The sequence below is a fragment of the Lactobacillus sp. PV012 genome (genome assembly GCF_014522325.1).
Classification (GTDB): Bacteria; Bacillota; Bacilli; order Lactobacillales; family Lactobacillaceae; genus Lactobacillus.
Genome location: NZ_CP041983.1, coordinates 985531 through 1010814, shown reverse-complemented (window position 1 = coordinate 1010814; position 25284 = coordinate 985531). Strand labels below are relative to the sequence as shown.

Annotated in this window: 24 protein-coding genes; 20 read left to right on the top strand and 4 right to left on the bottom strand. The window is 33.7% G+C overall.

Annotated features, from left to right (window positions below; all coding sequences use genetic code 11):
• Positions 1 to 25: 25 nt before the first annotated feature.
• The 7 genes from tuf (at position 26) to FP433_RS04965 (ending at position 6485) form a co-directional block, all read left to right on the top strand.
• Positions 26 to 1216, top strand: coding sequence for an elongation factor Tu (gene tuf, locus FP433_RS04995; protein WP_265484304.1), 1191 nt, complete (start codon positions 26 to 28; stop codon positions 1214 to 1216).
• Positions 1217 to 1369: 153 nt separating this feature from the next.
• Entirely contained in the window at positions 1370 to 2704 is a 1335-nt protein-coding gene (tig, locus tag FP433_RS04990) for a trigger factor (RefSeq protein ID WP_265484305.1), read from the top strand.
• A gap of 117 nt (positions 2705 to 2821) precedes the next feature.
• Complete coding sequence (gene clpX / locus FP433_RS04985) at positions 2822 to 4081, top strand: ATP-dependent Clp protease ATP-binding subunit ClpX (RefSeq protein ID WP_265484307.1); 1260 nt, start codon at positions 2822 to 2824, stop codon at positions 4079 to 4081.
• The gene (gene yihA, locus FP433_RS04980) at positions 4078 to 4662 is read left to right on the top strand and encodes a ribosome biogenesis GTP-binding protein YihA/YsxC (RefSeq protein ID WP_265484309.1); all 585 of its coding nucleotides are present in this window, start codon (positions 4078 to 4080) and stop codon (positions 4660 to 4662) included. Before clpX ends, yihA begins: the two co-directional genes overlap by 4 nt.
• Positions 4663 to 4722: 60 nt before the next feature.
• Positions 4723 to 5241, top strand: a complete 519-nt coding sequence (locus FP433_RS04975) for an SA1002 family membrane protein (RefSeq protein ID WP_265484311.1) — start codon at positions 4723 to 4725, stop codon at positions 5239 to 5241.
• 12 nt (positions 5242 to 5253) lie between these two features.
• The gene (locus FP433_RS04970) at positions 5254 to 6009 is read left to right on the top strand and encodes a hypothetical protein (protein ID WP_265484313.1); all 756 of its coding nucleotides are present in this window, start codon (positions 5254 to 5256) and stop codon (positions 6007 to 6009) included.
• 14 nt (positions 6010 to 6023) lie between these two features.
• Positions 6024 to 6485 (top strand): low molecular weight protein-tyrosine-phosphatase, encoded by a 462-nt coding sequence (locus FP433_RS04965; RefSeq protein ID WP_265484314.1) that lies wholly within the window; start codon positions 6024 to 6026, stop codon positions 6483 to 6485.
• Positions 6486 to 6599: 114 nt separating this feature from the next.
• Here the strand turns inward: FP433_RS04965 and FP433_RS04960 are convergent, their stop codons facing one another.
• A complete protein-coding gene (locus FP433_RS04960; RefSeq protein WP_265484316.1) occupies positions 6600 to 7331 on the bottom strand; it encodes a DUF554 domain-containing protein in 732 nt (243 codons plus the stop codon).
• A gap of 102 nt (positions 7332 to 7433) precedes the next feature.
• Here FP433_RS04960 and FP433_RS04955 point away from each other — a divergent pair, with 102 nt between their 5' ends.
• The 6 genes from FP433_RS04955 to FP433_RS04930 all read left to right on the top strand — a co-directional run bounded on the left by FP433_RS04955 (position 7434) and on the right by FP433_RS04930 (position 14540).
• Positions 7434 to 8366 (top strand): LacI family DNA-binding transcriptional regulator, encoded by a 933-nt coding sequence (locus FP433_RS04955; RefSeq protein ID WP_265484318.1) that lies wholly within the window; start codon positions 7434 to 7436, stop codon positions 8364 to 8366.
• Positions 8367 to 8490: 124 nt separating this feature from the next.
• Positions 8491 to 9840, top strand: coding sequence for an SLC45 family MFS transporter (locus tag FP433_RS04950; protein ID WP_265484319.1), 1350 nt, complete (start codon positions 8491 to 8493; stop codon positions 9838 to 9840).
• A 13-nt stretch (positions 9841 to 9853) separates the two neighbouring features.
• Entirely contained in the window at positions 9854 to 12106 is a 2253-nt protein-coding gene (locus tag FP433_RS04945) for a glycoside hydrolase family 65 protein (protein ID WP_265484320.1), read from the top strand.
• 15 nt (positions 12107 to 12121) lie between these two features.
• The gene (gene pgmB / locus FP433_RS04940) at positions 12122 to 12787 is read left to right on the top strand and encodes a beta-phosphoglucomutase (RefSeq protein WP_265484322.1); all 666 of its coding nucleotides are present in this window, start codon (positions 12122 to 12124) and stop codon (positions 12785 to 12787) included.
• A gap of 79 nt (positions 12788 to 12866) precedes the next feature.
• A complete protein-coding gene (locus tag FP433_RS04935) occupies positions 12867 to 13859 on the top strand; it encodes an asparaginase (protein WP_265484324.1) in 993 nt (330 codons plus the stop codon).
• A 69-nt stretch (positions 13860 to 13928) separates the two neighbouring features.
• Positions 13929 to 14540: an NAD(P)H-binding protein gene (locus FP433_RS04930; protein WP_265484326.1), complete on the top strand. Its 612-nt coding sequence runs from the start codon at positions 13929 to 13931 to the stop codon at positions 14538 to 14540.
• 40 nt (positions 14541 to 14580) lie between these two features.
• Here the strand turns inward: FP433_RS04930 and FP433_RS04925 are convergent, their stop codons facing one another.
• The gene (locus FP433_RS04925; RefSeq protein ID WP_265486518.1) at positions 14581 to 15465 is read right to left on the bottom strand and encodes a LysR family transcriptional regulator; all 885 of its coding nucleotides are present in this window, start codon (positions 15463 to 15465) and stop codon (positions 14581 to 14583) included.
• A gap of 15 nt (positions 15466 to 15480) precedes the next feature.
• Positions 15481 to 17076 carry an Mbeg1-like protein gene (locus tag FP433_RS04920; RefSeq protein ID WP_265484331.1) on the bottom strand — a complete coding sequence of 532 codons (1596 nt, stop codon included), beginning with the start codon at positions 17074 to 17076 and terminating at the stop codon, positions 15481 to 15483.
• Between the two features lie 173 nt (positions 17077 to 17249).
• Between FP433_RS04920 and FP433_RS04915 the strand changes: the two genes are divergently transcribed.
• The 3 genes from FP433_RS04915 to FP433_RS04905 all read left to right on the top strand — a co-directional run bounded on the left by FP433_RS04915 (position 17250) and on the right by FP433_RS04905 (position 21926).
• Positions 17250 to 19226 (top strand): YSIRK-type signal peptide-containing protein, encoded by a 1977-nt coding sequence (locus tag FP433_RS04915; RefSeq protein ID WP_265484333.1) that lies wholly within the window; start codon positions 17250 to 17252, stop codon positions 19224 to 19226.
• 365 nt (positions 19227 to 19591) lie between these two features.
• Positions 19592 to 21232: a peptide ABC transporter substrate-binding protein gene (locus tag FP433_RS04910; protein WP_265484334.1), complete on the top strand. Its 1641-nt coding sequence runs from the start codon at positions 19592 to 19594 to the stop codon at positions 21230 to 21232.
• A 100-nt stretch (positions 21233 to 21332) separates the two neighbouring features.
• On the top strand, positions 21333 to 21926 hold the full coding sequence (locus tag FP433_RS04905) for a DUF4767 domain-containing protein (protein WP_265484336.1): 594 nt from the start codon (positions 21333 to 21335) through the stop codon (positions 21924 to 21926).
• A 38-nt stretch (positions 21927 to 21964) separates the two neighbouring features.
• Here FP433_RS04905 and FP433_RS04900 read toward each other — a convergent pair whose 3' ends face one another.
• Positions 21965 to 22849, bottom strand: a complete 885-nt coding sequence (locus FP433_RS04900) for a metal ABC transporter solute-binding protein, Zn/Mn family (RefSeq protein WP_265484338.1) — start codon at positions 22847 to 22849, stop codon at positions 21965 to 21967.
• 147 nt (positions 22850 to 22996) lie between these two features.
• Here FP433_RS04900 and FP433_RS04895 point away from each other — a divergent pair, with 147 nt between their 5' ends.
• From FP433_RS04895 to FP433_RS04880, 4 genes are all read left to right on the top strand, one after another.
• A complete protein-coding gene (locus FP433_RS04895; protein WP_265484340.1) occupies positions 22997 to 23635 on the top strand; it encodes a DUF4767 domain-containing protein in 639 nt (212 codons plus the stop codon).
• A gap of 98 nt (positions 23636 to 23733) precedes the next feature.
• On the top strand, positions 23734 to 23904 hold the full coding sequence (locus tag FP433_RS04890) for a hypothetical protein (protein WP_265484341.1): 171 nt from the start codon (positions 23734 to 23736) through the stop codon (positions 23902 to 23904).
• Between the two features lie 147 nt (positions 23905 to 24051).
• Positions 24052 to 24690 carry a DsbA family oxidoreductase gene (locus FP433_RS04885; RefSeq protein ID WP_265484343.1) on the top strand — a complete coding sequence of 213 codons (639 nt, stop codon included), beginning with the start codon at positions 24052 to 24054 and terminating at the stop codon, positions 24688 to 24690.
• 62 nt (positions 24691 to 24752) lie between these two features.
• Positions 24753 to 25274, top strand: a complete 522-nt coding sequence (locus FP433_RS04880; RefSeq protein WP_265484345.1) for a GNAT family N-acetyltransferase — start codon at positions 24753 to 24755, stop codon at positions 25272 to 25274.
• Positions 25275 to 25284 lie beyond the last annotated feature (10 nt).

Genomic DNA, 25284 nt, shown 5'->3' with positions numbered 1-25284 from the left:
ATATATTTACAGGAGGGTCATTTTAATGGCAGAAAAAGAACATTACGAAAGAACTAAGCCGCACGTTAACATTGGTACTATCGGCCACGTTGACCATGGTAAGACCACTTTAACTGCAGCTATTACTACTGTTTTAGCAGAAGATGGTTTAGCACAAGCTGAAGATTACTCACAAATCGATGCAGCTCCAGAAGAAAAGGAACGTGGTATCACTATCAACACTGCCCACGTTGAATATGAAACTGCTAACCGTCACTACGCTCACATGGATGCTCCAGGACACGCAGACTACATCAAGAACATGATTACTGGTGCTGCTCAAATGGATGGTGCTATCTTAGTTGTTGCTGCAACTGATGGACCAATGCCTCAAACTCGTGAACACATCTTACTTGCTCGTCAAGTTGGTGTTGAATACATCGTTGTATTCTTAAACAAGACTGACTTAGTTGACGATCCAGAATTGATCGACTTAGTTGAAATGGAAGTACGTGACTTATTATCAGAATACGATTACCCTGGTGATGATGTACCTGTAATCCGTGGTTCAGCTTTAAAGGCACTTCAAGGTGATAAGGAACAACAAGACGTAATCAGAGAATTGATGAAGACTGTTGATGAATACATTCCAACTCCTGAACGTGATACTGACAAGCCATTCTTAATGCCAGTTGAAGACGTATTTACTATCACTGGACGTGGTACTGTTGCTTCAGGTCGTATCGACCGTGGTACTGTTAAAGTTGGTGACGAAGTTGAAATCGTTGGTTTAACTGACAAGATTGAAAAATCAACTGTTACTGGTTTGGAAATGTTCCACAAGACTCTTGACTTAGGTGAAGCCGGAGATAACGTTGGTGTATTGCTTCGTGGTGTTGACCGTGATCAAATCGAACGTGGTCAAGTTTTAGCTGCACCTGGTTCAATCCAAACTCACAAGAAGTTTAAGGGCCAAGTTTATATCTTAAACAAAGACGAAGGTGGACGTCACACTCCATTCTTCTCAGATTACCGTCCACAATTCTACTTCCACACTACTGACGTAACTGGAAAGATCGAATTGCCAGAAGGTACTGAAATGGTTATGCCTGGTGATAATGTTGAATTCACTGTTGAATTAATTAAGCCAGTTGCCATTGAAAAGGGTACTAAGTTTACTATCCGTGAAGGTGGTAAGACTGTTGGTGCTGGTCAAGTAACTGAAATTCTTGACTAATTTTTCATTAAAAGACGTGTCTTCGGACATGTCTTTTTTTTATGTTATTTTTTGAAAAAGCACAGGTAAATTTGCGATTTAAAGCCATTTAGGGTAAGATAAATGAGTATGCAAGTGCACAAACCCAAATTTGACATCGGAGGTATTTTATTAATGTCTGTAAAATGGGAAAAGACCGGTAAAACTACCGGCGAATTAACTTTTGAAATTCCTACTAGTGAAGTAAAAAAAGGCTTAGATGAAGCTTTTAAGCGTGTTAAGAAAAACTTACGTGTACCAGGTTTCCGTCCAGGACACGTTTCACGTACTATTTTTAACCAATACTATGGTGAAGAAGCACTTTACGAACAAGCTTTAAACATTGTGCTTCCACAAGCTTATACTGAAGCTGTTAAAGAAGCTGGTATTGACCCAGTAGGTCAACCACAAATTACTCCAGTTTCAATGGAAAAAGGTAAGCCTTGGGAAATGAAGGCTACTGTTAGTGTAAAACCTGAAGTTAAATTAGGTGATTACAAGGGTGTAGAAGTTCCTAAGCAAAGTACACGTGTATTGGTAAAAGATGTTGATGCTGAATTAAATAAGCGTCGCCAACAAAATGCAGAATTAGTCTTAAAAGATGGTAAAGCTGCTAAAGGTGATACTGTAACTATTGATTACACTGGTACAATTGATGGTAAGCCATTTGATGGTGGAAGTGCTAAAAACTATAACTTAAAATTAGGCTCAAATACATTTATTCCTGGCTTTGAAGATCAACTTATTGGTCACAAAGCAGGGGATGATGTTGATGTAGTAGTTACTTTCCCAGAAGATTATGGTGCTAAGGATTTAGCCGGTAAAGAAGCACACTTTGATACCAAGATTCACGAAGTTAAGTCTACTGAATTACCAAAATTAGATGATGAATTTGCTAAAGATGTAGATGACTCTGTAGAATCTCTTGATGAATTAAAAGATAAAATCAAGAAAGATTTAAAGAAGCTTAAGGAAGATCAAGCTAAAGATGCAATTCAAGAAGCTGCAATTAAAAAGGCAGTAGAAAATGCTGAAATTGATGAAATTCCAGATGCTATGATTCAAGAAGATGTTCAAACTCAAATGAATCAATACTTGGGTAGCATGCAACGTCAAGGTATCGATCCACAAACTTACTTCAAGTTAACTGGAACTACTGAAGCACAATTACGTGATCAATTAGCACAAGATGCTGAAGAACGTGTAAAAACAAATCTTGTTTTAGAAGCTATTGTTGACAAAGAAAAACTTGATGCTGATGAAGATGAAATCAAGGAAGAAATTGCTAACTTAGCTAATGACTACAATATGGAAGAAGCAGTTGTACGTCGTACTTTAACAGATGACATGCTTAAGCATGATATTGCTGTAAGAAAGGCAATTGATTTAGTAACTGATAAGGCAAAGCAAGTTCCTAAGAAGAAAAAGACTACTGCAAAAAAGACAACTAAAAAAGAAGACAAAAAATAATAATAAAAAGGCGACTTTTTAGTCGCTTTTTTATTTCCAAACTAATTTTTTTGTTAATCACTCATAACATGATAAACTTATTCTATGCGAATAGAAAGTGTAGAAAGGAGACCATAAATGAACAATGATATTACTCTTAAAGAAGAAGTAAAATGTTCTTTTTGTGGCAAATCTCAATCTCAAGTAAGAAAACTAATCGCTGGAAATGGCGTATACATTTGCGATGAATGTATTGCCACTTCACAGCAGATTATTGAAGATGAATTACGTGCTGATTCTCTTAAAGAAGCAAAGGATCTCCCTAAGCCAATGGATATTAAAAAGCAACTAGATGAATATGTTATTGGTCAAGATCGGGCTAAGCAAATTCTATCAGTAGCTGTTTATAATCACTATAAAAGAATTAGTCAAGTAAATTTGGGTAAGTCTGATACAGAACTTCAAAAGTCTAATATTGCCTTAATCGGCCCTACTGGATCAGGAAAAACTTATCTTGCGCAAACATTAGCTAGAATTTTAAATGTACCTTTTGCCATTGCCGATGCAACTACCTTAACAGAAGCAGGGTACGTTGGGGAAGATGTTGAAAACATTTTGCTTAAGTTACTTCAAAATGCCGATTACGATATTGAAAGAGCACAAAAGGGAATTATCTATATTGATGAAATTGATAAAATTTCAAAAAAGGCTGAAAATGTTTCAATAACAAGAGATGTGTCTGGTGAAGGGGTACAACAATCTCTTTTGAAAATTTTAGAAGGAACTATTGCCTCTGTTCCTCCTCAAGGTGGACGTAAGCATCCGCAACAACAAATGATTCGTATGGATACAAGCAATATTTTATTTATTGTGGGTGGAGCTTTTGATGGCATTCAAAATATAGTAAAAGATCGCTTAGGTGAAAAGGTGATTGGTTTTGGTGCTGAAAATAGTAGTAAAGATGTTACAGATGACAATTGGCAAAGATTTTTAACTACTAGTGATTTAGTGAAATTCGGTCTTATTCCAGAATTTATCGGACGTATTCCAATTATTTCTACTTTGGATAAGTTAGATTCAGAATCACTAACAAGAATTCTTAAAGAGCCCAAAAATGCTCTAACAAAGCAATATATTAAATTGTTAGGTCTTGATAATATTAACCTTGAATTTGATGACGAAGCAGTTAAGGCAATTGCTGATTTAGCTTTGAAGCGAGATATGGGAGCACGTGGTTTGAGAACTATTATTGAAAATGCAATGATGGACATCATGTATACTGCTCCTAGTGACGATACAATTGATACAATCATAATTACAAAAGATGTGATTGAAAATCACGCTCCAGCTAAAATTATTCGTAAGGAAGAAGAAAAGGCACAGGTTAATAAAAAATGAAAGTAACAGATAGTGAATTTTTTATCAGTGCTGTAGGAGAAAAACAATATCCAAAAGATGATTTGCCTGAATTTGCACTTGCTGGGAGATCAAATGTAGGGAAGTCTAGTTTAATCAATGCAATTGTAAATAGAAGAAAATTGGCGAGAACGTCTCAACAACCTGGAAAAACACAGACTTTAAATTTTTATAAAGTAAATAATGAGCTTTATTTAGTTGATGTTCCAGGGTATGGGTATGCAAAAGTCTCAAAAAAACAACGCGAAAAATTTGGGGAAATGATTCAAGACTATTTAGAAACAAGAGCAGATCTAAAAGGTTTAGTCTTACTAGTTGATGCCCGTCATGATCCGACTAAAGATGACATTAGCATGTTTGAATATGCTCAATACTTAGATATTCCCATTTTAGTGGTTGCCACTAAGATGGATAAATTAAAAAAGATGGAAGCAAGTCAAATTAAGCAAAAAATTGGTAAGAGTCTTGATCTAGACCAAGAACATGTTTCATTTTTGCCATTTTCGAGTGTAAAAAAACTTAATATAGATAAGTTTTGGGATTGGATTGAAGAACACGAATAAATAAAAGCATAGCGCTCCTTGCTATGCTTTTATTTTTGAAGAGAACTAAGGGGGAAAATAATGGATCAAATATGGCCAATTTTTTTAGCAATTATGCTTGTTATATTAGCAATAACACTTTTTAAAGATAAACAACATTTATATTTTTTAAAAGCCTGTGTTTTATTTTTAGGAATGTTGGCATTTAGTTTTTTAAATTTTGTAATTCTGCTTTTTGTAGCCTTTCTATTGATAAGAAGTGATCAGGCTTTAGAACTAAAAAATTTATTTTTACTGATTGGAATTTTAGTGGTAATTTCAGGAATTATAATATATTGGGGACTACGAGGATTTAATAAAGTTTTCCCACTTTCACTTACAACATTGACGTTAATTGAATACTGTATTCAGTGGGTATTAATTTATATCACTATCTATCAAACAATGTTTTCGAATATTAAAAAGTTAACTTCAGTAGCACATTATATAAAGATTGGGGACTTTTTAGATCCAAATATTTTTGTAATTATTGTTTTACCATCATTTATTTCGATATGGATAGGATTAGTTTTGCTGAAGAAACATCTTCATGAACTATAGAAAGAAGCAAGTATGTTAAGAAAGTTAAACGGTTTAATAATAAAAGTAATTGCTATCATTGGAATTATAATATCGGCCTTATTTACACTAAATGGCTCAATTACCATGACATCTTCAACTAGTGGACTCATTAATTCTGGACTAAATAAAGCTGCAAGTAATTCTGGAAATGAGGGAGTCCAAACAGGGGTACAACTATTTCAATCTTTAGGTTTAGAATCCTTAATTGCCAATCAACTACCGAAAAAAATAACTCTAAAAACTTCATTAACAAAATTTAAACAAACGGCTCAGTCCATTCAGACAAATCATAGTGTAACCGCTAATGATTTTGACTTAAAAAATTCCACAGATCAGGAAAAAATTTTAAATGATGTTTTGGTAAAATTAGCAAATAATGAAATTCAGGAGAATAAGGAGACATTTAATCAAATAGCTCAATATTATCAATTAGGTTATTATATAATTCTCTTTTTGTATTTGATTGCAATTATTATGGTATTATTTGGGAATCGAGGCGCTATTATTCCGCTTTTGATTGCATCTGTAGGCTCGTATGAGATTCTGAAGTATGGTAGCACTCAAGCAATGGAAAGCTTGCAGCAAACCCTATATTCAGGGATTAAGATTAACTTAGGTGGAGAGTTTATGACAAGTGTTACAATAGCGATTATCATTTCAATCGGCTGGCTGTTTTTGGCAAAAGTAGGCAGCAAGAAAAAGGTAAGTAGTAAACCTGCTCAGCCACATTATAAGCATCAAGCTTAGAAGGGAAAGGTTAGATGAAACGGATTGTTTTTGTATGTCATGGGAATATCTGTCGCTCTCCAATGGCAGAATTTATTATGAAAGATATTGTTTGGAATGGTGATAAAGAAGCAGAATATGAGATTACTTCTAAAGCAGCTACTAAGGATGCACTAGGCTTAGAAATGGACACGCGGGCTAAAAGAGTCTTGGAAAAGCATCATGTTCCCTTTGGAACCCATCATGCTAGTCTCTTGCAAAAGGAAGATTATCAAAAATATGATTATCTGGTAGGAATGGATGAAGAAAATTTTTTTGATATGAATCGTATTACAGGTGGAGATCCTGAAAAAAAGGAAACAAAACTTTTAAATTTTGTATCTTCTTGGAGCGATATTGAAGATCCTTGGTATACAGGTGATTTTGAAAAAGCTTATCAGGAAATACAAAAGGGATGCAAAGGATTATTTGAAAAGTTAGAAAATAAAAGTATTTAAGAAGAATTATTAAGTAAAAATCGTCAATATTTCCGGGCTCATCTCACAATATTAGTGATAAAAGCCTAGAATTATTGACGATTTTTTAATGAAAGTTGGATGATTTTCAAACATTTATTTTATCAAGGGTAAAATTATATTAACCCATAAAGCTGAAAGAGGCATTACGAAAATCATTGAGGGAATCATTTCCGCAATTGGAAACATTTTTAGACGAAGCATTCTAAAGCCAGTAGCGACCATTAAAAATCCTCCACAAGCTTTAAAGTCTGCAATCATACTGGGAGAAGAAAACGGAATAATGAAACGCGCTAATAAAAAGAGTAAATAAAAAATAATAAATTGTGGGATCGCAATGACTGAAACAGCATAGCCAAGGCTAGCGGCAAAGATAGCTGCCGTAAAGAAGTCCAGAATTGCTTTAGAAATTAAGATCGAGCTATCCCCAGAAATACCTTCAGTCATAGATCCATAAATTCCAGTTCCTCCTGCGCAGAATAACACGGTAGCCGTAACCATTAAACTTGTAAATTCATCTTGAGTAATTGTTAATTTTTCTGTTGGAATGAGCTTCGTAATAGGACGCTGCATTAAGGCAGCTCCTTTATTAAAGATTGTTCCTAAATGCATCCATAAACCAACAATTGTTCCTAAAATAATTGCAAAAATAACTGCTGGCATGTATTTCATGGGTGCAATGGCGTAGATTCCCATGCCCATCGAAGAAACTCCAAAAACCATGTTTAATTTTTCTTTGAAGTCTTCAGATAATTTTTCTCCCCATATACCTCCTAAAATACCTCCTAGTATAACAGAGCCGACATCAACTAAAACACCTATTGGCATAAAAATATTCCTCCCCTAAAAAGTCATACTTAAATAGTATAAACTTTTAAGGATAAGATAACAATGTTAGAATTTAGTATACTAAAGTAAAAGGAGTAAAGTATGGCAGTTACAATTAAAGATGTAGCTAAAAGGGCAGGTGTGTCTACTTCAACAGCCTCTCGAGCGCTTAATAATAGCTCTCTAATTAGTGCCGCAACTAAGCAAAAGGTGAAGCAGGTAGCTCAAATTCTAAATTATCATACTAATTATAATGCACGAAATCTTAGTTTAGATGAAACTAACCTGGTAGGGGTTGTTTCAGAAAGTATTGCTGGAGATGCTTCGGCTAATCTTTTTCAGATGGACTTAATTCAGTCTATCAGTAAGAGCTTAAATAAAAGACATTATGAGCTAGTTTGGCTAACAGGAAAAAATCAAGATGAAATATTGAAGCGGATTGCGAAAAACTACAATCAGTTTAGAATTAAAAATTTTATTTTCTTGAAGGATGAACTTAGTAATGAAATAGTTGAGTTTCTTAACGATAATCAGATAAATTTTTTAGTTATTGGCCATCCTGAGCAAAAGGTGCGAGCTATAAATAATGATAATATTTTAGCTGGTAAAGCAGCAACTGAATATTTAGTTAAAAATAAAAGTAGTAAGAATCCTCTATTTTTTCAATCTAGTAAAAATCAGCATTTTGAACAAGATCGATATTTAGGATATAAAGACTACTTAAAAAGCATTTTGAAAACTCCGATTAGATTAACCGAGAAGACTGATTTGGAGCAATTTATTAAGGCACATCCCGAAATAGATGGAATAGTCTGTGTAGATGATGCCTTAATGATTAAAGAATTAAATCATATTTTGAAAATAGATTTGCCTGTTATCACATTTAATGACAGCTATTTAGTGGGAAAATTATTAAAAAGATGGACTTTTGTGGATTTAAAGCCAGAGGTATTGGGGCAAGAGGCCGTTGAAGTTTTGTTTAATAAGAAGATAGAAAATAAGGTTATAGACTTTAGCATTAAAGATCGTACTTAAAAAGTATAGATCTTTATTTTTGTTTTTGTGCAAACGATTGCATAATTTTAAAAAAAGAGGTAATATATTGATGTAAACATTATAAAGCGCTTACAAAGATTATAGATTGAAGTAGGTAGAATATATGGAAGAGGAGAAAAAGAAACAGACAGTTGGATTACCAATGTTACCCAAAAGCTTGATTTGGATGATTAACTTTGGTTTCCTAGGCGTACAGACAGCTTTTACGTTACAAAGTTCGCAAATGAGTAGAATTTTCCAAACTTTAGGTGCAGATCCTAATAATTTGGGTTGGTTCTTTATTTTACCGCCATTGGCAGGATTAGTGGTACAACCGATTGTAGGATATTACTCAGATCGAACTTGGTTGCCAAAGCTTGGAGGAAGAAGATTACCTTATCTTCTTTTAGGGATGATTGTGGCAGTTATCGTAATGATTTTGTTGCCCAATGCTGGTAGTTTTGGCTTTGGATATGGATCATTAGCAGCTTTGTGGTTTGGAGCAATTACAGTTGCTTTGCTTGATTTATCTTCCAATGTCGCTATGCAACCTTTTAAAATGATGGTTGGAGACATGGTAAATGATAAGCAAAAATCATATGCTTATGGTATTCAAAGCTTTTTATCAAATACAGGTGCAGTATTAGCAGCTATTTTCCCATTTGTATTAACATTATTGGGAGTTTCAAATACTGCTAAAAGAGGGGTGGTTCCTCAATCAGTTATTATTGCATTTTATGTAGGAGCAGCTTTATTAATTATCACTAGTTTGTTTTCTGTCTTCAAAGTCCATGAATATGATCCAGCAACCTATGCAATGTATCATGGAATTAGCGAAGAAGATAATAAAGAAGGTGGAAATTGGTTCACTTTATTGAAAAATGCGCCAAAAACTTTTTGGACTGTAAGTCTAGTTCAATTTTTTAGTTGGTTTGCATTTCAATATTTGTGGACTTACTCAACAGGTGCAATTGCCAAAAATGTTTGGAATACCACTGATGCAACTTCGGCCGGATATCAAGCAGCTGGTAACTGGTATGGTGTATTAGCTGCTGTCCAATCAATTGCAGCAGTTATTGCATCCCTAGTTTTGGCAAAAATTCCTAACAAATACCACAAAGTATGTTACTCAGTAAGTTTATTCATTGGTGCAGTTGGATTTGTTTCAATTTTCTTTGTCCACAACCAATGGTTACTAATCTTATCTTATATTTTGGTAGGAATTTCTTGGGCAGGTATTAATACTTATCCATTAACGATTGTAACCAATGCACTTTCTGGAAAGCACATGGGAACATACTTGGGATTATTTAATGGTTCAATTTGTTTACCACAAATTGTTTCTTCACTTTTGAGTTTTGCTCTTTTCCCATTATTAGGTGCTTCACAAGTAAATATGTTAGTATTGGCAGGTGTTGTACTTGCAATTGGAGCAGTAAGTGTAGTTACAATTAAAGAAGAATATGTAAATTAGAAAGGTAATAATTATGAAACAGACTTTTGAAATTAAGCCATGGAATGTTGATACTGAAAAATGGGCTCCAAAGGATAAGAGGATCCAAGAATCAATTACAAGTTTAGCCAATGAAAATCTTGGAATGCGTGGATTCTTTGAAGAAGGTTATAGTGGAGACACTTTAGAAGGAATTTATCTTGGTGGTGTCTGGTTCCCAGATAAGACTCGTGTTGGTTGGTGGAAAAATGGATATCCACAATATTTTGGTAAGATGATCAATGCAGTTAACTTTATGAAAGTAATCATTAAAGTTAATGGGGAACAACTTGATTTAGCTAAACAAACTCCAAGTAACTTTAAGTTAGATCTTGATATGAAGAAGGGTACTTATACCAGAAGTTTTCAAGTTGAACTAGGTGGTGCAAAACTAGAATTTGAATTTGAACGTTTTGTAAGTGTTGCCCAAAAAGAATTAGTTGGTCAAAGAATTCATGTTAAGAATTTGAGTGCTGCTCCTGTTAAGTTAAGCATTACCAATATGATTGATGCAGATGTTTATAATGAGGATGCTAACTATGATGAACAATTCTGGGAAGTATTGGATAAAAAAGCAGCTGGAGAAAAAGCTTATTTACTTTCAATGACTAAAAAGAATGATTTTGGTACACCTCGCTTTATGGTAGGGATGCAAACAACAGTTAAAACCGATTTAACTCACCAAGAAGACGGTACTACTGAAAAGACTGCTTTTAATGTTTTTGAAGGGGAAGTAGCTGCAAATAAAGAAGTAGATTTTGAAAAGCGTTCTTTGATTGTAACTTCACGTGATTATGAAACTAAGGATGAATTAAACTTTGCCTTAGAAAAATTATCTGCAAAATTAGATACTCAAACTTTCGATGAATTACTTTCTCCTCATGAAAAAGAATGGGAAAAGCGTTGGAAACAATCAGATGTTGAAATCAACGGTGATACTGGGGCACAGCAAGGTATTCGATTTAACCTTTTCCAACTATTTTCTACTTACTATGGTGAAGATGATCGCTTGAATATTAGTCCAAAAGGATTTACTGGAGAAAAGTATGGTGGTGCTACTTATTGGGATACTGAAGCATACTGTATTCCAGTTTACTTAGGGGTAGCAAATCCTAAGATTGCACGTAATCTTTTAATGTATCGTTATAAGCAATTGGATGGTGCATTTATTAATGCACAACAACAAGGCTTAAAGGGTGCTTTATTCCCAATGGTAACTTTCAACGGAATTGAATGTCACAATGAATGGGAAATTACTTTTGAAGAAATTCATAGAAATGGTGACATTGCCTATGCGATCTATCTTTACACTAATTACACTGGTGACAAGAGTTACGTACTTCATGAAGGGGCTAAAGTTTTAACTGAAATTTCACGCTTTTGGGCTGATCGTGTTCACTACGCTCAAAGTAAGAATAAATACATGTTGCATGCTGTTACTGGTCCTGATGAATATGATAATAATGTAAATAATGACTGGTACACTAACTTACTTTGCCGTTGGACATTACAATATACTTTAGATATTCTTGATCAAGTTGATGACAAAGTTGCCAAAGAATTAAATGTTAGTGAAGATGAAAAACGTCACTGGAAGGGCATTGTAGATAATATGTATCTTCCATATGATGCTGAAAAGAAGATTTTCCCCGAAAACGATGGCTTTATGGATAAGGAATTAAAACCTGTTTCAGAAATTCCAAGTGATCAATTACCATTAAATCAAAATTGGTCATGGGATAAGATTTTACGTTCACCATACGTAAAGCAAGGAGATGTTATCCAAGGTCTTTGGGACTTTATTGATGACTTTAGTCAAGAAGAAAAGAAAAATAACTTTGATTTCTATGAACAATTTACAGTTCATGAATCAAGTTTATCAGCTTCAGTTTACTCAATTATCGCAGCAGATATTGGCTACCATGAAAAAGCTGTAGAATTATATGAACGTGCAGCTCGTCTTGATCTTGATAATTACAACAATGATACTGGTGATGGCTTACATATTACTTCTATGACAGGAAGTTGGTTAGATATTGTGCAAGGTTTTGCTGGAATGCGTGTTCGTGGTGGAGAATTACATTATGCTCCATTCTTACCTAAGAAGTGGACTTCATATAAATTCCGTCAAATGTTTAGAGACAGAATTATTGAAGTAAGTGTAACTAGAGATAAGACCGATATTAAGTTAATCGAAGGTGACCCCATTACAATTGACTTAAATGGTAAAAAGTTAGAACTTAAGTAATTTAAGGAGTAAAAAATGAGCTTTGAAGATATTAAAGGTTTTGCAATTGATCTTGATGGAGTGATTGCAGATACTGCAAAATTTCATGGTAAGGCTTGGCATCAAGTAGCTGATAAAGTAGGTACTAAGTGGACACCAGAATTGGCTGACTCTTTAAAAGGTGTTAGTCGAATGGATTCATTAGAATTAATTTTAAAAGCTGGTGGTCATGAAAAGGACTATACTCAAGAACAAAAAGAAGCACTAGCTAAAGAAAAAAATGACAATTACTTAAAATTAATTTCTACTTTAACACCTGCAGATATTTTGCCAGGAATGAAAGCATTTTTGGATGATGCCCGTAAAAAAGGCTATAAATTAGTTTTGGCTTCTGCTTCATTAAATGCACCAAAGATTTTAAAATACTTAGGATTAAGTGATTATTTTGATGCAATAGTAGATCCAGCTAAATTAAGTCATGGAAAACCTGATCCAGAAATTTATGTTGAATCAGCAAAAGCAATGAATTTACAACCAAGTCAAGTAGCAGGCTTAGAAGATGCTCAATCTGGAATTGAATCAATTAATGGTGCTGGAGAAGTATCAATTGGTTTTGGAAAAGATTTAAAAGATGCAGATGTAAAATTTGATTCTACTGCACAAGTTTCATTAGATGCTATTAAAAACCGTTTAGATAAATAAGTTAAAGGCCTAGGGATATTAAAAACCTAGGTCTTTTTGTATAATTAAAGTAAAATTGCTAATGAAAGCAGGAACAATCATGCGTAAAAATATACTTTTGTTGTCAACGGGTGGTACGATAGCATCAGTTGCGTCTGAGGAAGGACTAGCTCCTAAACAATCAGGAGAAGAGTTATTACAGTTATTGGGTGATTTACCATATGAGATTGAAGTAAAAGATATTTTACAATTAGATTCTTCAAACATTCAGCCAGAAGAATGGCAAATTATTGCAGATAACATTTATCAAAATCGTAATGATTATGATGGTATAGTAGTCTCTCATGGAACAGATACAATGGCTTATACTGCATCAATGTTATCTTTTATGTTACAAGGAATTAATTTGCCAGTGGTATTAACAGGAAGTCAGGTGCCAATCAATGTCTTATGGAGTGATGCACCAGATAATTTACGTTTAGCTTTTGCAGCGGCAACAAGTTGTCGTCCAGGAATTTATTTAGCCTTTGATAGAAAAGTAATGTTAGGTTGTCGTAGCGTAAAGGTAAGAACAATTAACTTTGATGCCTTTGAGAGCGTTAATATGCCTCCAGTGGCAACCGTTACTTCAGATGGCTTGATTTTTAATAAAGAACTTAAAATTCCCCATCCACAAAAAGTATCTTTAAATACTAATATTAATACTAATGTTTCTTTAGTTAAGTTATTCCCAGGCTTTGATCCGAATCTTTTATTTGCAATGGCAGATAGTGGTTGTAAAGGAATAGTGATTGAAGCATATGGCTTAGGAGGGATGACCAATATTAGAAGAAATTTGGCTGCCACTGTTGGCGAATTAATTAAGCGAGGGATTCCTGTAGTAGCAGGAAGTCAATGTTTATATGAGCGTAGTGATTTGACTCGTTATGAAGTAGGGAGAAGAGCTTTACTAGAAGGAGCCATTAGCGCTCGTGATATGACTTCTGAAAGTGCCATTACCAAGTTAATGTGGGCTTTAGGACAAGGAATGGATATTCATGAAATTGCGAAGTTTTTTGATACAGATGTAGTAGGGGAGGTAACCCTAGAGTAAGAGTTAATTTAACACTTTTTGATAAACAAGTTCTACAATATAAGTAGCCCTAATTGAGGAGGAAAAAACATGGAAAATGTATTATTAATTGGTTCAGGAAGCGTTTTAGACAAAGCAATTCGCAAAGAAATGATTGTTAATTCTAATTGGCATTTGACCATTTTTTCAGCTGATGCAGAATCAATGGGATTTGATTCACAACGAGAAAAGCTTATCAGTAAAGATGTAAGTAAAGCAACTGCAGCAGATCTAGATGACCTGATGATTATGCAAGATGCAGTAGTTGTAGCTGTTAATAAAGATGTAGTAAAGGTAACTAAATTAGTTTTACAAGCAATGAAGAAACATGAGGTAAAAAAGATTATCTTTGCGAGTTATTTAGGGATGTATGAAGCAGCAAGCTTAGAAGAAGGTACCCATAAAGTTTCTAAAGAAGTATTGAATGAGTTCCACAAAGCTGAAGAACTTGTAGAAAATTCAGGACTAAACTATACCATTTTGAGATCTGAAGCAATAGAGAATGGCCCAGTAAAATATGATATAGTTATTGCAGATATTCCCGTTGAATCACTTGATACTTCAGTTAAAGAGATTGCACAATTAGTATTACGATTACTTAGTGAAAAGAATATGTATAAAGATCAAAGTATTTCGATTAGTTTGCCTGATAAAAAGAAGTAAAAAATAAGAGCTCTCCATGTCTAGAGGACACGAAGAGCTTTTATTTTTGATTGAGTTCGTCGCTAATTAGTTTTAAAAATTTTTTTGTAAGAGGAGAAAGATAAGTATTTTTCTTCCATGCAATGATATGACTAGTAGTAGTTTTGGGAATGAGAGGGATAAAGGTTAAATCAGGGTCGTGATGCAAAGTTAAAATTCCATCAATTCCCAGTAGGTAGGTCATGTGGGCTTTAACAAGCTGAAGAGGATTACTAGCAAGATTATGAGTGGCAATAATTTTGAGTTTATTAATGTTAAGATCCAATAACTGTGCTAGCTCGTTTCGAACTAAGGAGCGAGCAGAAATAGCCAGTGGAATTTGAGAAAGGTCATCAGTAGTGATGGCCTTCTTTTTGCTTAATTCATCATCTTTTGTAGTAATAATTCCCCAAGTATCATGAATTGGAAGGGGAAGATAGTTATATTTTTTTGCTTCAATGGGTTCTAAAAGTAAAGCAAGATCTAGTGAATTTTGATCTAGTTTTTCTTTTAAGTCATCCCCATTAGCCGTATAAATATCAAATTGAACGTTAGGAAAGTGATGATTCATCTTTTTGATAATTTTCATTAACCAAGTTGAAGCAGAACTTTCAACGCAGCCAATACGGATGATACCACTCAGCTCACTTTCTTGGGTGTGAATATCTTTTTCTGTTTGAGAAACTAATTCTAAAATTAATTCTGCTCTTTTTTTGAAAAAAGTGCCGGCTTTTGTTAAACGAAGATGCCGGTTTGTTCGATCAAATAAAGTAATATTAAGTTGCTTTTCAAGGTCACTTATTTGCCGTGATAAAGTAGGTTGAGTAATATGTAACTTATTTGCGGCTTTAGTGACATTTCCAGTTTTAGCAACGGTTAAAAAGTAATTTAAAACCCTGGTATCCATGTTTCCTCTATTTCCTTAACGATGGTCAGTAGGCATTTTTTTACGTTGTTGCCAAAGTTCTAAAAGCAGTTTCAATAGGCCATAAACTATTAAAAAAATTCCCAAAAAGACAACTGTCTCTTTATTAAGTGATTGTGGGCGAATGATTACAATGATTCCTACTGCAAAAGCTAAAAGTCCTTCAACAATATCAACGAATTTGCGCATTCCTTCTTTTACACGTTTTAGAATTACTTTTCGCAATTTGAAATAAGAAAAACTTAAAAGAAAAATTCCCAAGACGTAGTGAGCTAGAAAAGCTAAGAGCAGTCGATTAGCAATAATAGCAATTGCTAAACCAAAGGTAATCAAATAGGTAATGATAAAGAATCGTTTTTGGCGGTTTTTAAAAGTTGAGGTAGCGGCTTTAACAATATGAATACCGCTCCAAATAATTACTGTTAAGGCAGCTAACCAACCAAAAGCTCGATAAGCATGAGCAGGAGAGGTTAAACTAATAATTCCTAGAACTATCATCCCCCAACCAACTAAAGACTGTTTAGTAATAAAAAGTCGATTTAAATGTAAGGCTTTAATGCTGTTCCAAATAGTCCGCCATAAACTTCCAAGGACAAAACGAGTTCTACGTGAAGAATTAGTTAATGAAAAAAGAATTGCGCCAAAGCCACCAAAACCATTTTTATTAAGTTGGGTAATTTTGTCAGAACCGCTAGCAGCTAAAGCACTAAATAAATCATTAGTTAAAGCTTCGCGTTCTTGTGGCGTTGCTTCTTCAATCCACTTATTAATCATTTGATTATAAAGTGTAGCTTCAGCATTTCGGTGCTTAGCAGTAACAAAATGAGAACCTTCAATTTGCCAGCTCACTGGATCATGTTGGGCAAGTTTAGGGCGATTGGAAACTACAATAGTGGCTGCTTGTCCTTCAGCAGGTTCAAAAAGTCGCCCAATAATACTAAACTCAGGTACGTAACGATGAATTTTTGAGTGAACTTCTTGAACTCTTTTACTAAGACCAGGACTGTCATAAGTATAAACACCTTTAATCTGCTTTTTTTGATCATCAGGTAAATTTAAAGCAGCAAATTCAGCCAAGTTCCCTCCTTTAGAGTGACCGACTAGGGTAAAGTCTTTTTTAACCTCACTTAGAAGTTTTTCTAAATATTCAAGGGCAGAAGCTTGGGCAGCAGTAGTTTTAAAGCTGATTTCAAAGTCTTCTTTCCAGCCGACAATTGTATCATCAGTGCCGCGAAAGGCGATATAATTAGTCCCATCATCTAAGGTAATGCGAATGGCACTAAACTGTGTTTGATCATTATTAATAGCAACATAATAAGAAAGTTTAGCATTAGCAAATCTCTTTGAATTTGCCATTAATTGTAATAAGGTTCGCTGTTTAAGACTATTATGGCGCTGATCTTCACTAGCAAAATATTTTTTAGCAGCTTCTTTAATCGTAATTTGTTTTCCACTATCAGAAACAATGCCACTAAAATCTAAATAAGATAAAACTGCAAATGCTAATCCATCCACTTCATTAAAAGGAAGAGCAGATAGATCAATATCTCCTCGCCATTTAATGTAAGATAAAATATTATTTGAATTATCCATGTGTTGTTCACCTCATCTCTCTCTTATATTTTACCTCTAAAAAATCACGACGTGAAAAAGATCTGCATTCTTACCAATTCTTAATACTTTTGTAATTGATATTCCGTCCATCACTACCCTATAATATAAGTGTTGAATGAATAATTATTAAACAATAGTCGGAGGATTCAACAGTGAAGAAATACGAAAAAAAACTTAGATTTTCAATTAGAAAATTAGCTGTGGGTGCAGCTTCAGTTGTTATTGGTACAACTTTATTTGGTGTAGCTAGTCAAAGCCAACAAGTTCAAGCTGATACTACAAATACAGCTGTAACTACGAGTTCTGATAGCACAACTAGCTCATCAACTACTAGTAGTGAAGTAAAGGTAGATCACTTAAGTGTTCATTTAAGTGATTCAGAATTTGCTAAAGTAAATGATAAAGACTTCTTTACTTCAAATGATAATGGTAAGAAGATTGCAGCTGATTTTGTCAATAAAATTCAAACATTAAATCCAGACTATACTGTAAAACTCAGTGATGATGGAACTGAAGTAAATATTATTAAAGATGGGCAAACTGTTAAGACTTTAAAGATTGTTGAATATTTGATTAACGAAGGTCCAGTAGCAAATGGAACTTTCGTAACTCCAAATACTGCTAAGGATGATAGTTTAGTTGTTCCTGTAGCAGTAGACAAATTAACTTCTTTATCATCTAGTGAATTTGATAAAGTATCTGATTTAATTAAATCTTTGAATAAAGAAGTAGAGTCAGTTTCTCAATCTGGTTCTAAAGTAGTGGTTACTTTTACTGACGGTTCAACTAAAAACTTAACTAATAAGGATTTAGTAAATGAAGGTTGGATTAGTACTTTTAATCTAACTGGAAGTTTAAATGCTTCAGCTACTACAGTTACTCTACCAGAGACCAAAGTTAGTGTTAAAGATAGTTCTAAGTTAACTGATAGTGAAAAAGATAAAATTATTGCTGCTATTAAAGAAGAAAACAGTTTTACTGATGGCACTACTATTAGCGTAACTGATGATGGTTATGTAAGAGTAATTTTTGGTAATGTAACTGATGGCTTTGCTTGGGTGAAGCCAAGTGATGTACTTACTGTAGAAGGTAGCGCTACTAAAGTAAATGGTACTGTCAAAGTTAAGAAAAATACCTACGTCTACACTGGTAAGGGTAAAAAGACTAAAACTTCTGTAAAGAAGGGTAGTACTTGGAAGACAACTGCTAAGAAGACCATTAATGGTAAGGTATATTACCAAATTGGTAGTACCAAAAAAGATCAATGGCTCTTAGGTTCTGCTGTAACCTTTACCAAGGCTAAAGCAGCCGATAAAGTAACTTACCCTGCTTACAAAGCAACTATTACTATCAAAAAGAACTCTCAAAAGAATCTCTCTCTTTATGACTATAAATTAAAGAAAGTTACAACTAGTTTAAAGAATGTTTCTTACCTTTACACTACTAATGTAAAGAAAGTAAATGGTAAGGTAGTTGCATATCGCTACAAGAGCAATCAATGGATCAAGGTAAGTGATGTTGATAAGGTAACCGCAGGCTATAAAAAGCCAACTTCAACTTCAAAGGATACTACTTCTAATAAAACAACATATTCAGTTTATGCAGCAACTGTTGAAGTAAATAGTGATGTAAATAATAATATCCCACTTTATGATTACAAGCTAAGTAAAGTAACTGCTCACCTTAAGGCTTCTTATGTTTACACTACCTATGTAAAGAAAGTAAATGGCAAAGTAGTTGCATATCGTTACAAGAGTAATCAATGGATTAAGGCAAGTGATGTTGATAAGGTAACTAAAGGCCACCAAGCACCTTCAGTTAAATCAAACAAAGACACCAAGAAGACTACTAGTTCTAAATCTACAACTACTAAGAAAACTAGTTCAAAGGTAAAAGTAGCTACTGGATTTAAGGCTTCAAAAGAAAACTGGGTAGTAGGTTACCCAGGTGCTTACTTAATGGACAAGAATGGTAAAAAGATTAAGTCTGTTAAAAAGGGTACCAAGATTGAAGCAATTGGTGTAAAAGGTGCAGCAACAGATCCTAAGCGTACTTGGCAATTAAGTGATGGATCATTTATTTACGCAAAATATTTAATGACAACTGCACAATATAATAAAACAAAATAATATAATTATACAATTTATTGGTAACTCAATTACTTATTAAATTAAGCAGCAAGAATATGCTAGAGGTGTATTGTTCTCAGAGAAATTTAAAAGTTAAATTTGAGTTCAAAAATACCATCATAATTTTATTTTTATCATCCCATTAACATCTACCAATAATGTTTTCTGAGCGAACTTTAAGAGTAGCAGAGGTATTAGAAGTGATGGATTAAGGAAAAGGTAAAGATAAATTGTAAATAATATAAAAAGTCGTTTTTTCTATATGGAGAAACGACTTTTTATTTTGTTGACAAAAAGTAAGAAGATTAGTATAGTGGTAATGAACTTACAAAAAAGAAGTAACTTATTGAAGGAGGATTGAAATTATGCGCAGTTTGAAAAAAATTATTGCTGCTATTATAACATTATCAGTGGGAGTGGTGATGACTGCCTGTGCTAATTCATCCTCTTCAAGTGGTGGAGAAAAACAAACTTTAAATCTTTCAACTAATGCACCTTTAGATACGATTGATATTAGCAAATCAACTGGGTATGGACAGACTGGAAATGTATTTGAAAGTTTTTATCGTTTAGGAAAAAATGGCCAGCCTACAGCTGGTCTTGCAAAAAGCAGTACTGTATCTAAAGACGGCAAAACTTGGACTTTTAAGTTGCGTGATGCTCGATGGTCAAATGGAGATAAAATCACTGCTCAAGATTTTGTTTATTCTTGGCAAAGAAGTTTAGATCCAGCCACTAAGTCACCATATGCTTATCTTTTCTCAGGAGTTAAAAATGCCAATGCTATTACCGCTGGAAAAAAATCTTCAAGCAGTATAGGAATTAAGGCATTAAATAATAAAACAGTTCAAGTTAAACTAGAGCGACCAATTGAATACTTTAAGGTCTTAATGACCTATCCATTATTTGGGCCCCAAAATAAAAAAGTAGTAGACAAATACGGAAAGAAATACGCAACTAATTCTAAATATATGGTCTACTCAGGTCCATTCAAAATTAGTAACTGGAATGGTACTAACGATACTTGGAGCTTTGAAAAAAATCCATATTATTGGGATAAGAAAGTAGTTAAGTTAAACAAAATAAATTATCAGGTAGTGAAGTCTACTAATACAGGTTATCAATTATTTGAACAGAATAAATTGGATTTAACTCCACTTTCAAATGAACAAGTCAAAAATCTTAAGTCAAATCCAGAATTTAAGACTTATCCATATTCATTAGTAAGATTTTTACTTTACAATTTTAAAGCACCTAATTCTACTAATCGTAGAGCTTTGAATAATGAAAAGATTCGGTTAGCAATGTCTTTATCAATTGATAGAAATATCATTACAAAGAAAGTGTTAGGAAATGGATCAACACTGCCAACTGGTTTTGTAGCAACTGGCTTAGCAACTGATCCAAATACTAAAAAGGACTTTGCTCAAGAACAAAAAGTAAAAGACACAGTAGATTACAATCCAACACTTGCCAAAAAGTATTGGCATGAAGGATTAAAAGAGTTAGGAATTAAAAACTTAGATCTTACTCTTTTATCATCAAATGATGAGGCAGATAGTGGAGCGTTAACTCAATATTTGCAATCGCAATGGACAAAAGAATTACCAGGAATTAAGATTAATGTAGTTGATATTCCTGAAAAGTCTGCAACTAGTCGAGCACAGAAAGGGGAATTTGATCTTTATCTTTCTCACTGGGGTGGAGATTTTAATGATCCAATGACCTTTATGCAAATTCCAATGACTGGTACCTCTTATAATTATGGGAAATTTGCTAGTGAAAAATACGATGAATTAGTTGATAGAGCTACAAATGAAGACGCTAATAATTCTAAAAAGCGTTGGGAAGATTTGAGGAAGGCTGCTCAGTTAATTAATCGGACTCAGGCAATTACGCCAATTTACCAACAAACAACTGCTTATATGCAAAAGAGTCGAGTTCATGGTATTATTCATAATACTGCTGGAACTCAGTGGAGTTATAAGTATGCATATGTAGACTAGCTCAAAAGGATTCTCTTTCTACTAAGAGAATCCTTTTTATATTTCAGCAGAAAAGCAAATTTGTTATAATTGAAAATTATAAGAAAGGGTGGGGCAAACAGTGTATAAGAAATTATTATTAATATCATTATGTAGTGTAGGATTATTTGGGTGTTCTAATCCTAAAGCCTCTTCTCATACCAATTCTTCTTCTCAGCCAGTTACTCAGGCGCCAAAGAGAGCAAGTAGTCTAAGTAAATCAAATAAAAAAGCTGAGGACATGAAGGTCCCTTCTAAAAAAGGGGTTAACTGGAACCAGAAAAAAGATAAAGAATTAGCTAAGTTTGTGAAAAAATGGAGCCAGGCTGCTTCCCAATCTTATCGACAATATAATGGTCATGACTCTATCAAAACAGTTGGTGGAGTAACTTATCCAGAAGCTTTTTCAAGTAAGAAATTTTCGATTGAGAATCATGATAATATTTCACTTGGTTGGAGTCCAGATGGTAAAGATAAATATGAGTATAATGTAGTAGCTATCTACAATCAAAATGTGAATAATATGGGCTGGCATAATACTTATTTATTCTGTTTACATAAGGGTAAGCCTGTAGTCTTACTGGATTCAACTCATAATGTAGCTGTGATCCCCTTAACAATAAACACCGATCAAACTTTAAATGATGGTTTTCAAAAAATTGTGCAAGAAAAATAGGGATAAATAAAAGGGATGCTCCTGCATCCCTTTTATTGTTATTTCTTTTTTGCGACTTTAGCTAAGTTTTGGTAATTTTGTTTAATCCAAGAAAGATAATTATCTCCGGTAGGCATTGTCTCTCTGACAGAAAGAATTGGAATTTGATGTGCCTTGGCTTTCTTGACAAAAGTGTCGACGGTTGAACTATTAACTTGGGTATTATTAACAAAAAAGGCAATTTTCTGATGATTAATGTTGGTAGTCATTTCATTAATTACTTGAGGAGTAGGATCAGTTTCCTTTTCAATTGCTTCCTCAAAGGCCTTATCACCAATCGTAAAGCCGGTAGCTTTAAGCGCATAATCGAATACTGGTTCGCTCACATAAACAGGCTTGCTATGTTTGCCATCAATGTGATTAGCAATAGCTTTGACTTCAGAAATTCGCTTTAGATATTTCTTTCCTTGACTTTGATAGTAACTAGCGTGTTTTTTATCAAGTTTAGAAAGTTGTTTAACCAAATATTGAGTATATTTAGTAGGCATCTCTAAATCATACCAAATATGAGGATTAGCATTAGCTGGTAGTTTTAAAATATCATTACCAACTTTGGTAATCCTTTTATTATTGGCATTGGCTAGTTTATCCATCCAATCGTCATAACCAAGTCCATTACTAATCACTAGTTGGGCATTTTGAATACTTTTTGCATCATTAGTAGTAGGCTCAAAATCGTGTGGATCTATTGCTCCTGACTTAATAATCGCAGTAGCATTGCCGTATTTTCCAACGATATTTTGTGCGATGTTGGCATAAATATTTGTGCTTGTTACAATATTTATTTTTTTGGAAGAGGTGGTACTTTGCTTACCACAGCCAGTTAAAATTAGTAAAAATATTCCTAGCATCAAAAAAATACTAAGAAGTTTTTTCTTTTTCATAAATATTCTGCTCCTTGAAATAATTTTAAGATATAATCTCTAGTAATAATGATAGCAAAGTTGCTAATAATTGATAAGTAATTGCAAGTGAAGAAGGATAGGGAAAGTGATAAGATTAATATATATTGTAAAAAGGATGAGGTAAAATTGAAAAAGAGTGTATTAATCAGTGGGATAATTTTATTAGTTGGAGGATTAGCTGCGGGATGTAGCACTGTCAAAGTGTCTCCAGATGGTAATAATGTAATCGTTGGCAAGGATAAAAATTCAGTTAAAAAGTCTGAGTCAATTAGCAAGTCAAAAAGTATTAGTCTTTCTGCAAGTAAAAGTAGTTCAGAAGCTAAGCAAAAGCAATTACAAGAAAGAATTGAAAAAACTACTTGGACTGAGAAAAAAGATGCTCATTTAGAAGATGCCATGCAAGCCTTAGCTAAGAAACGTAAAGTTACTTATGAAAAATATAATGGAAGAAAGTCATTAAAAGTAGCAGCTCAAAAGCTTTACCCTGATACTTTTAAGAAAGATAATTTTTATTTAAATGGTAAAAAGATCAGCATTGGGTGGAGTCCTCAAGGTGGCGATACATACGACTACAAGGTAATGGCTATTTACAATGAAAATCTAGGTGGAACAAAAGGCTATAGTACTTTCTTATTCTGTTTACATGATAAAAAGCCAATCGTATTAGTTGATACTAACCAGTTAGGTAAAAAAGTTAACCTGACAGTAAGTAATGATAAAAGTATGACCGCTAACTTTAGTGATGTCATGGATGGAGATCTTTAATTTTAAGGCGTAATATTTGCATTTTAAAAATAGGGTAACTATTATATAAATGTAAGCAAAAGAAGTAATGTGTTTACTAGAAAACGAGGATGATTATTATGGCAATGCCAGAATTTAACGCAGATGAAGAAAAGATTATTAAAGAAGTTAGAGAAATGATCCACCGTGACCAAGATAACGGTACTATTCTTGAACGTTTATCTTCACAATACAGTAATCTTTTCTCAGAAGCTGAATTAAAGAAGCTTATTGAAAAAGCTAGTGAATAATTAATAAAAGAAAATCCTTTTGGCTGTCCTTCGGGGCAGCTTTTTTCGTGGAAAAATAAAGATTTTGGTTCTTATTTTTGCTATGTGAAGGGAATAAAACTACAATTAAAGTGATAAGACAAAGTAAAAAAGAAAGAAGTAATTAATATGGAAGTTTCAATTTGGATAGATTATGCATGTCCGTATTGCTATGTTGAATTTACTAGATTACAAAAGGCAATTGCTGAAGTTAATTTACCTGAAGAGGTAGAAATTAATATCCATGCTGCACAAATTAATAAAAATGCACCTAAAGTAGCCAAGGACACTAATGGGGAATTATTAGCAAAAAAAGATAATCTTACTGAAAAAGAAGTTAAGGAAAGATTTGCCTCAATTGTTGAAATGGGACAAAAAGCTGGCTTAAAAATAAATTATGCTGGAGTGAAAGAAACAAACACGATGGATGCTCACCGTTTAGTTCAATGGGTAGAGCATGGGCTAGAAGATCGTGCAAAGGCAATTAAGTTAGCAAATCTTCTTTTTGAAGCAAACTTTACAGAAAATGTTGAATTAGCTGATCACCAAGTTTTAATTGATCGTGCTGCAAAAGTAGGTCTTGATAAAGATGTTGTAAAAAACTTTTTAGATTCTGAAGAATATCGTGATTTGGTAATTGAACAAGAAGATATGTTGACTGAGCGCGGAGTTAATAGTGTTCCATTTATGGAAATTAATGGCCAAGAATTTCCAAAAATGTTAGATTTAGAAGAATTAAAGGATGTTCTTAACCAAGAATTCTATTAAAGGTTGAGAGAATTATCTGGTTTTGGATATAATATTTTTGAAAGCAGAAAGGATGGCGAAAAATGAAGTTAAGACAAGCAACAATGTCAGATTTTGACCAAATTATGTCTATTTTAAAAGATGGGGCAAATCAACTTGCCGAACATGGAGTTGACCAGTGGCAAGGAGACTATCCATCACCAGATCAAATTAAGGAGGATATTGAAAAAGGCTTTGCCTATTTAGCAGTCTCTGATGACGGCGAAACTGTTGGAGCAATTTCAGTGGTTGAAGCACCAGATCCTTCTTATGACCAACTTGAAGGAAAATGGTTAGTTGACACCGATAAATACGTTGTCATTCATCGAGTAGCAATTCATTCACAGCATGCGGGTCACGGATATGCAACTAAACTCTTAGCAGCAGTAATTAGTTATATTCGTGATCATCGTCAAGATATTGATAGTATCCGGATTGATACACACGAAGATAATAAGGCAATGCAACATTTGATTGATAAGATGGGATTTAAACGAGTAGGACAATTAAATGGGGTATATCGGCCTAAAGAAATTTCATACGTTTATGAAGATATTCGCGAGTAAGAAATGAGGT